The sequence below is a fragment of the Bradyrhizobium sp. 138 genome, from assembly GCF_023074075.1.
Lineage (GTDB): Bacteria > Pseudomonadota > Alphaproteobacteria > Rhizobiales > Xanthobacteraceae > Bradyrhizobium.
Genome location: NZ_JADPKT010000033.1, coordinates 410,885 through 419,420, shown reverse-complemented (window position 1 = coordinate 419,420; position 8,536 = coordinate 410,885). Strand labels below are relative to the sequence as shown.

The window sequence follows — 8,536 nt, the reverse complement described above, 5'->3', positions numbered from 1 at the left end:
CCTACGGCCAACCTTGACCGCTCCTCGCCTCGGCGCCCAAGACCGCCTCCAACAAACGACGCCCTCTTGACAACTCATTCCCCATACAAGGATGACGGAACCACTGCGTGCGCGCCAGCCGCTAACCCAAACCCTTCCGCTGATTCAGATACCGAAGCGCCAGCTTGACGAAATTGTGCACCACCATCGACGTCTCGTCCGCTCTAAACACCAGGAACACGTCGGCGGTGGGTGGCGACGGCCTGATCGGACGGAAGACGATGTCGTCTGTCGTGAAACGCGCAATCGACTGCGGCACCAGCGCCACGCCGAAGCCGGCGGCAATCAGGCTTGGGATCGACTGGGCGTCGACCACCTGTTGGGACACTTTTGGCAGGAAGCCGGCATCGACACAGCACGTCTGCACGTACCGTGCGAAGTCGGAGCTATCTGGGTCGAGGACGACGTGATCCTCGGATGCGAGGTCGCCGAGGGCGATGCGTCTGCGGCGCGCCAGCCGATGGGTGCGGGGCATCGCGAGAACGACCTCTTCGCGCCATGCAAGCGTGCTGGTCAGGTCGCGTTCGGCGGGAATGCCGCGAATGAGACAGATGTTGGTGGTGCGGCCGAGCAGCGCCGCGATCTGAAGCGCCGGCGCCTGCTCATGCACCGTCATCTTGACCCGTGGAGCGACCTCCCGGTAGGCCGCGAGCAGCTCTGCGAGACGGCCGCGTAGAATAGAGCCGGTCGCTCCGACATCCAGCGTTCCGATCAGGCCGGCTCCAATCGCGCGAACCTCGTCTTCCGCGACTTTGACCTGTTGCAGGATGGCGCGTCCCCGCTCCAGCATGGCTTCACCCGCCTGGGTCAACTCGACCCTGCGGCTGGTCCTGTAGAGCAGCTGGGTCCCAAGCTCCGCCTCGAGCGTCTGGATATGTTGACTGAGCGGCGGCTGCGAGAGGTTCAACCGCCGGGCGGCGAGCGTGAAGCTGCGCTCCTCGGCGACCGCAATGAAATATCGGAGCTGGCGGAGATCCATAGGGAAAGCCTATCAATCGTGTCGTTCTATATATTGGACTTGATGTCGCACCTGGTCAACGAATGAGCGATGGAGCCTTGCTGCGTCCTGCCGCGACCAGAGGCTCCGTACGCGGCGACCTCGCCGCCAACGACAAGAATGGCGAAAGGCTCCGGCCGACCAAGCCAGGTGGAAGCCCAGCGAGCGAGGAAAGCGCCATGCCCAGAATCTTCAAGTCACTCTTCTTCCAGGTCGTTATTGCACTCGCCGCCGGCATTGCCCTCGGCGTGACCTATCCGGACGTCGCGTTGCAGATGAAGCCGCTGGGTGACGGCTTCATCAAGCTCATCAAGATGCTGGTGCCGGTGATCGTGTTCTGCGTCGTCGTGCACGGAATTGCAGCGGCCGGCGACCTTACAAAGGTCGGAAGGGTCGGCATTCGTTCGCTGGTCTATTTCGAGGTCGTCACCACCGTTGCATTGGTGTTCGGCCTCGCGCTTGCCTACTATTTCCAGCCGGGCGCCGGAATGAATATCGATCCGAAGGCGTTGGACGCCAAGGCGCTCTCAGGGTTCAGCCAGACCGCGGCTCAGGTCTCCGGCGGCGGCGTCTCCGAATTCCTGATGAAGCTCATTCCGACGACGCTCGTCGGAGCCTTCAGCTCCGGCGACGTCCTGCAGGTCCTGATCGTCTCGATCATGTTCGGTTGTGCCGTGTCATTGTGCGGCGAGCGCGCGAGGCCGGTCGTCGATTTCGTCGAGCGGGTGAACGAGATCATCTTCAAGATGATGAACTTCGTCGTTCGGCTCGCGCCGATCGGTGTCTTCGGCGCGATCGCCTTCACCGTCGGGAAATACGGCATCGGTTCGCTCAAGCAGCTCGGGGGCCTCGTTGCCCTGTTCTATCTGGCGGTGATTCTGTTCGTGGTCGTCGTGCTCGGCGCGATCATGCGGCTCTCCGGCTTCAGCCTGTTCAAGTTGCTGGCCTATCTGCGTGAAGAGCTGTTGATCGTGCTTGGGACGGCCGCGGGCGATAGCGTGCTGCCGCAGACCATGCGAAAGCTCGAGTTGCTCGGGATTAAGCGATCGACCGTCGGTCTGGTGATCCCGACCGGGTACTCGTTCAATCTGGATGCGTTCTCCATCTACCTGACCTTGGCGGCCGTCTTCATTGCACAGGCGACGAATACGCCGCTTGCCACGGGCGATCTCCTGGCTATCCTCGGTGTCGCGTTGTTGACCTCCAAAGGTGCTCATGGCGTCCCGGGTTCGGCCATCGTCGTCCTCGCCGCGACACTGGCCGCCATTCCGGCCATCCCGGCAATCGGACTGGTGCTCATCCTGTCGGTGGACTGGTTCATCGGCATCGCCCGGGCACTCGGCAACTATGTTGGTAATTGCGTTGCGGCGGTCGTCGTCGCCTCCTGGGAAGGCGACCTCGATCACGCCAAGGCGCGCCGTATCCTGGACGGCGAGATTGATCCTTCGGGTGAGACTCTGCGGGTCGAACCAGGTGATGCGGATGCTCCCGTCGCCGGTCTGCAGACGCTTTGAACGCGGAGGCATTTGAGGTTGGTGATGGTGACGCTCCTGGTTGAACCTTTGACGAAGCGGGGGTTCGCTCCGTTCGGAGACGTCGTCGAGACGGAAGGGGTGACGCCCCTGTCGATCAACCAGGGATTTGCCGAGCGCTACAATGGACTCGCCAATATCGATGTCGCCGCGGAAGGCGGACAGATCAATATCAGCTGGTTTGTCGCCTCAAGGCGGCCTGCGCCGATCGCCATTCGCCTGATGGAGCGCCATCCGCTCGGAAGCCAGATGTTCATGCCCTTGAACGGAGCGAGCTGGCTGGTTGTCGTGTGCGCGGACCCGCTCGTGGTCTCGAGCTATCGGGCGTTCGTGGCAACTGGTCGCCAGGGGGTCAACTATGCCCGGAACTGCTGGCACCATCCGCTGCTGGTCCTCGAGGATGCAAGCCCGTTCCTCATTGTCGACCGGGCGGGGGACGGCGATAATCTCGAAGAATATTGGTTGAGCCAGGAGATGCAGCTCGATCTTGGGTCGATCGCATCGCACCTGTAACTTTCACGAGGCTTGATGATGTCGTCGCACACCTATCACATCCCGCAGGGCGGCCTTCCGCCGCAGACGGACCTTCTGAGCGGCCGGGCGGTCTTCACCAATGCATATGCCGTCATCCCCAGCGGCGTGCAGCGCGATATCGTCGTCAGCCATTTGCCGCATTGGGACAACACGCGCGTCTGGGTCCTGGCGCGACCGCTCTCCGGCTTCGCCGAGACGTTCTCGCATTATCTCATGGAGATCGCGCCTGGCGGCGGAAGCGAAATGCCCGAGCCGGATGATGATGCCGAGGGTGCCTTGTTCGTGGTGGGCGGCGGGCTAACTCTCAAATTGACAGAGCGAGAATTTGAGCTGAGGCCGGGCAGCTTCGCCTATGTGCCACCCCGCTGCGCCTGGAGCATGCGCAACCGCGGCGAGGGCCCTGCGCAGGTTCACTGGATCCGCAAACTGTACCAGCGCGTGCCGGGATTGGCGGCGCCCGAGCCGTTCGTGACCAATGCAGACGCGCTCGAACCCGTGGCGATGCCGGGCACGGAAGGGAGATGGGCCACCACGCGCTTCATCGATCCGGCAGACATGCGCCATGACATGCACATCAATATCGTGACGTTCGAGCCGGGGGCTACGATTCCCTTTGCCGAGACGCACGTCATGGAGCACGGCTTGTACGTCCTCGAGGGCAAGGCGGTTTACCGTCTCAATCGGGACTGGGTGGAGGTCGAGGCCGGAGATTACATGTGGCTGCGCGCCTTCTGCCCGCAGGCGTGCTACGCAGGAGGCCCCGGCCGGTTCCGCTATCTTCTCTACAAGGACGTCAACCGGCACATGAATCTGCGGCAGGGGCCTCCGCTGATCTAACATCGAGCGCTGGAGGCGGCTATTCCGTCTGCTCGACCGCGGCCGGCATCTTCGCGACCGACATCAGCGATCGGGCAACCTGATTGAGCAGCTGATCTGAGTTTTCCTCTTCGGCGAGCGACTTCGACAACAGGCTGACGATGGCGCTGTGGCGAAGCTGCTGGGCGAGATTGCGCGCCGTCGTGTAGGCGGCGATCTCGTAGTGTTCGACCCGTTGCGCTGCTCCAATCAGGGCGAGGTCGGCGGCCGCGTCCTCCTTGTCCTTGCCTTCCGCCATGATCTCCTGACCTTCCTCGACGAGGCCCATCATTCCCTTGCAAGGCTTTGCCCGTGCGGACTTGCCGAGCATCTCGAAACATTCGTTGATGCGCTCGACCTGGGCCTCGGTCTCTGCCAAATGCTGTTCGAACAGCTCGCGCAATTGATCGAAGCGGGCAGCTTCCGCCATTTTGGGCAGCGCCTTGGTCAGCTGCTTTTCCGCATGCAGGATGTCGCGGAGCTCACTGATCAGGAGATCGCCGAGACCGGCCTCGTCCATTGGCGGCGAGCTCTCGGTGACGATGGAGGTGGCGGGGCCGGGCTCGCCGGCCTGGATCGCGGGCGAGTCCGTGAAGACCCAGTCGCCTCCCTCGTTCCAGGGCCCTCGTGTATCGATCTCGCCGTGATCTCCGCTGCCGGTCGAATCGTTGAAGAACTGGTCGACCAGGCCTGGGGTCGGCGCGATACGGCCGATGCTGAGCGACGGCTTGCCCATGCTCTCGAGCGCCAGCGCGAACGCCTTCATGTGCGTGATCTCGCGGGTCATCAGGAATTGCAGCGCGTCCTTGGTGCCGGCGTCGTCGCAGAAATTGATCAGCCGCTCATAGACGATCTTCGCCCGCGCCTCCGCCGCGATATTGCTGCGCAGGTCCACGTCGAGCTCGCCGGTGATCTTCAGATAGTCCGCGGTCCAGGCATTGCCCTGGGAGTTGAAAAGGTTGACCCCGCCACCGCCCGCGATCGCGATCAAGGGATCGGCCTCGGCGGCCTGACGATCGAACTTCGACGGCTTGAGGTGCATCCGCGCGAGCGTGCCGACGACTTCGAGATGGCTGAGCTCTTCGGTGCCGACGTCCATCAAGAGGTCCTTGCGGTCAGGATCCTCGCAGTTCAGGCCCTGTATCGAATACTGCATAGCGGCCGCGAGCTCGCCGTTGGCGCCTCCGAATTGCTCCAGCAGCATGTTGCCAAAACGGGGGTCCGGCTCATCGACGCGAACGGTGAACATCAACTTCTTGACGTGGTGATACATGGGAGCTCTCGGTGTTCGGAGGACAACAGAAGATGTGTCTCCAATAGGCGGCCCTGCTGTTTGTTCCTATTGCGCAGATCCGCGCCGTACCGGCAAAATCCCGTCGCTCAATTGACTCTGTCGCCGAGCATGTTGTGGAAGGCGGTGGTGACGGCGGCAATGCCGTTCGCGCCGTGCATTAGCGCGATTTCGCCCTGCTGCTCGTGCCGAATGGCATGGGCCATGATGCGCAGGCGCGGATCTCCCTGGCTGTGCAACATCTGGTCTGCCATCCTGACCGCGCCCCTGTGATGCTTGCTCATCATCTCCACGAATATCGTATCGAACTGATCGGGCGGCGCAGCCTTGACCTCTCGCATCTCGGCGGCGGTCAAGAAGCCGGGCATGGCGGCACGTTCTTCCGTGCTGCAATCGGGCATGTCGGTGTCGAACCAGCTCAGCCACCAGTTCTCGAAAATCCGGTTCTCGCCAGACTGGCTCGCGATCATCAACATCGCGAGCTTCTTCAGATGCGGGTCCCGCGCGCGCCCGACGGCAATCCGCGCCAGCTCGATGCCCTGGGCATGGTGTGCCGTCATGTGGCGGATATAGGTCTGGTCCGCATCCCTGACACGGCCGATCCACGGCAGCTCGTAGCCATGGCCGCCGAACAACGCGCTCGTTCCAAGCACCGCGACCACGCCGAGTGCGCCCGTGGTCCAAGCATTGGTGAAGCGGACGTCGTGTTCCGGCGCATGGCCACGCCTCCAGCGCAGCCGGGCGAACAGGGGATACATCACGGCCGAGGCGCCGTGGACGAGCAATCCGATCCAGTAGGGCTGTTGCAGCGTGAACAGCGGCTGCCAGAACGGAAACAGCGGCACGAGCACGAACCACTCCAGGCTTGAAGAGAACGCGGCCCAGGGCAGCGCGAGCAGCAGGATCGTGTGCGGCCGCAAGTCGGCGGTCCACCGCCCGAGCACGCCGAAGAACACCAGCGCCCAGGAGAAATCTGCCCATTGGTGGAAGGCGATCCCGGCGAGTATCGCGTGCCACGACGGCTCCGCGCCGATGGCCCAGTCCCGCGCAGGAATGGCGGCGACCGTCATCCAGTCGACCACCGCATCGCGGCCGATCCGGGCGGCGAAGAGCTGGCTGACGATGGTCGAGAAGGTGCTGCTGATCAGGCCGAGCTCAGCCGCCGCGATCCAGCGCGATCGTCGCCGTCCGCCGGCGACGTATGACGCGCTTTCGTCAGCACGTCGCGTTGCCGGGGAACGCGCTGGTGGCGACCCGGCGGTCACGTGAGCTGCTTGAGTCTCTTCAGCGGATTGAGTTCACTCGGCCTGTCCTGCTGGGCCTGCTTGTCCTGCTTGCCCTGTTTCTGGCGTCCGCGCTGCGCTTGCGCCTTGCCGTCATCGTGGAGATCCTGGTCACCAATGATCTCGCCGATGGCTTGCTTGGTCTTGCCGACGATCTGCCGCTGAAGATGCTTCGTCTTGCCCATGACCTGTCTCCGCACTCATGCCGGAAGCGTTGGTGAGACTCCCTGACGCGCGGATAGTTCCTGCGGCCGTCACCTCGCCTCGAGCTCAATGATCACGCCTTCATTGCCCCGCAGCAGGATCGATGCCTCCGGCAATGTTTCCGAGGGCCGGTCGAGATGCGTCGACATCAGCAGGCGACCGCGACCGAGCCAGTGCCATTTCCGCGGCTCGGCGGCGATATTGAGCGCGACCAGAATTTCGGCCCCGCCATCGGTTCGCCCGTAGGCGAGGACATCGTCCCGGGATCGCAGCGGCTCATAGCCAGCCTGACGCAAGCACGCATGTTCCCGCCGCAGCCGGATCAATGCGCGGAACAGCGCGAGCACAGACCGCTCGCTGCGCTGTTGCTCGGCCACGTTGGGCGTGCCGCTGGACTCCAGCGGCAGCCATGGGTCACCATCGGTAAATCCTCCGGCGGCGCTGTCGTCCCAGCGCATCGGCGCGCGCTCGGGATCGCGGCAAAGGCCAAATCCCGGCACGAGCTTTTCGAAGGGGTCGCGGACGCGGTCGGACGGAATGGGAACGCGTTTGCGGCCGATCTCGTCGCCCATGAAGAAGAATGGCGTTCCCCGCAGCGTCATCAGCAGCATCGCCAGCACGCGCATTTGCGCCTCGCCGATCTTGCTCGCGATTCGCTGCTTGTCGTGGCCGCCGATCGCCCAGACCGGCCAGGCCTGTTCAGGGATGGCGTTGAAATAGGCGTCGATCGTCGCCTGCAGCGACAGGGCGTCCCATTGCGAATCGAGCAGGGCGAAATTGAGCGGCAGATGCAGGCGTGGCCGGTCGTTACCGTAGAAGTGGCCGATGCGGTCAGTCTTGCCCTGCACCTCGCCGCACAACATTCGCCCCGAATAGCTGTCGATCACGTCCCGGATGAACTCGATGCAATCCATCGTCTCCGGCCGGTCGTCGGTGAAAACGGTCGTCTGCCGCTGCGGCGGCGGCTTGTCCTTGGCGTGCGGGTTCGGCGGATTGTCGCGCAGGAGCTGGTCCTTGATCAGGACTGCGCTGGCATCGACGCGGAAGCCGTCGACGCCGCGGTCGAGCCAGAAGCGCATGGTATCGGCGATCGCGGCCCTCACGTCCGGATTGCGCCAGTTGAGGTCGGGCTGCTCGACCAGGAAGGAATGATAGTAATATTGCCGCCGTGCCTTGCACCATTCCCAACCACTGCCGCCGAAGCGGCTCAGCCAATTGTTGGGCGGCCCGCCATTCTCGGCAGGATCAGCCCAGATGTACCAATCGGCTTTCGCGCTGTTGCGCGAGCTCGAGCTCTCGACGAACCATGTATGATCGTCCGCGGTGTGATTGGGGACGAGATCGAGGACCAGACGGATATCCGCGGCATGCAGCGCCTCGAGCAGGCCGTCGAACTCCTCGAGGCTGCCGAAGGCGGGATCGATCGAGCAATAGTCGGAGATGTCGTAGCCGAGGTCACGGAAAGGACTGTTGTAGATCGGCGTCAGCCACACGGCGTCGACGCCGAGCCATTTCAGGTAGTCGATGCGCGACATCAGGCCGGCGAAGTCGCCCTTGCCGTCGCCGTTCGAGTCCTGGAAGGAGACCAGTGCGATCTCGTAGATGACGGCGGATTGCCACCACGCAGCTTCGTCACTGGACCCGCTCATTGCCTTGCGCCTTCATCTTCCGTTCTCCGGGCCGAACCAGTTGGCATTCAAGTCCAGGAATGAACGATGGTTGCTATCATCGCGCAAATCGTCGCACCGCACCGGCGCGTGGACATTTGGAACGAGAGTGCAGGGCAGCGATTGGACGTGAT

The 8,536-nt window shown here is 63.2% G+C and carries 8 protein-coding genes; 3 read left to right on the top strand and 5 right to left on the bottom strand.

The annotated features are described in order from the left end of the window. Positions 1-121 precede the first annotated feature (121 nt). Positions 122-1,018, bottom strand: coding sequence for a LysR substrate-binding domain-containing protein (locus IVA79_RS17205; RefSeq protein WP_247554712.1), 897 nt, complete (start codon positions 1,016-1,018; stop codon positions 122-124). 197 nt (positions 1,019-1,215) lie between these two features. On the opposite strand from IVA79_RS17205, the gene IVA79_RS17200 reads away from it, so the two are divergent. Genes IVA79_RS17200 through IVA79_RS17190 form a run of 3 tightly spaced genes read left to right on the top strand, consistent with a single transcriptional unit; the run spans position 1,216 to position 3,939 of the window. After that, the gene (locus tag IVA79_RS17200) at positions 1,216-2,550 is read left to right on the top strand and encodes a C4-dicarboxylate transporter DctA (RefSeq protein WP_247554710.1); all 1,335 of its coding nucleotides are present in this window, start codon (positions 1,216-1,218) and stop codon (positions 2,548-2,550) included. Between the two features lie 24 nt (positions 2,551-2,574). Next, positions 2,575-3,081: an ureidoglycolate lyase gene (locus tag IVA79_RS17195; RefSeq protein ID WP_247554707.1), complete on the top strand. Its 507-nt coding sequence runs from the start codon at positions 2,575-2,577 to the stop codon at positions 3,079-3,081. Positions 3,082-3,099: 18 nt separating this feature from the next. Further along, positions 3,100-3,939 carry a bifunctional allantoicase/(S)-ureidoglycine aminohydrolase gene (locus IVA79_RS17190; RefSeq protein ID WP_247554763.1) on the top strand — a complete coding sequence of 280 codons (840 nt, stop codon included), beginning with the start codon at positions 3,100-3,102 and terminating at the stop codon, positions 3,937-3,939. A gap of 19 nt (positions 3,940-3,958) precedes the next feature. Here IVA79_RS17190 and IVA79_RS17185 read toward each other — a convergent pair whose 3' ends face one another. From IVA79_RS17185 to IVA79_RS17170, 4 genes are all read right to left on the bottom strand, one after another. Further along, positions 3,959-5,230, bottom strand: a complete 1,272-nt coding sequence (locus IVA79_RS17185; protein ID WP_247554705.1) for a DUF892 family protein — start codon at positions 5,228-5,230, stop codon at positions 3,959-3,961. A gap of 107 nt (positions 5,231-5,337) precedes the next feature. Continuing rightward, a complete protein-coding gene (locus IVA79_RS17180) occupies positions 5,338-6,417 on the bottom strand; it encodes a DUF305 domain-containing protein (protein WP_346658185.1) in 1,080 nt (359 codons plus the stop codon). Between the two features lie 92 nt (positions 6,418-6,509). Continuing rightward, positions 6,510-6,716 carry a CsbD family protein gene (locus tag IVA79_RS17175; protein ID WP_247554702.1) on the bottom strand — a complete coding sequence of 69 codons (207 nt, stop codon included), beginning with the start codon at positions 6,714-6,716 and terminating at the stop codon, positions 6,510-6,512. 69 nt (positions 6,717-6,785) lie between these two features. Then, on the bottom strand, positions 6,786-8,384 hold the full coding sequence (locus tag IVA79_RS17170; protein WP_247554700.1) for an alpha-amylase family glycosyl hydrolase: 1,599 nt from the start codon (positions 8,382-8,384) through the stop codon (positions 6,786-6,788). Positions 8,385-8,536 lie beyond the last annotated feature (152 nt).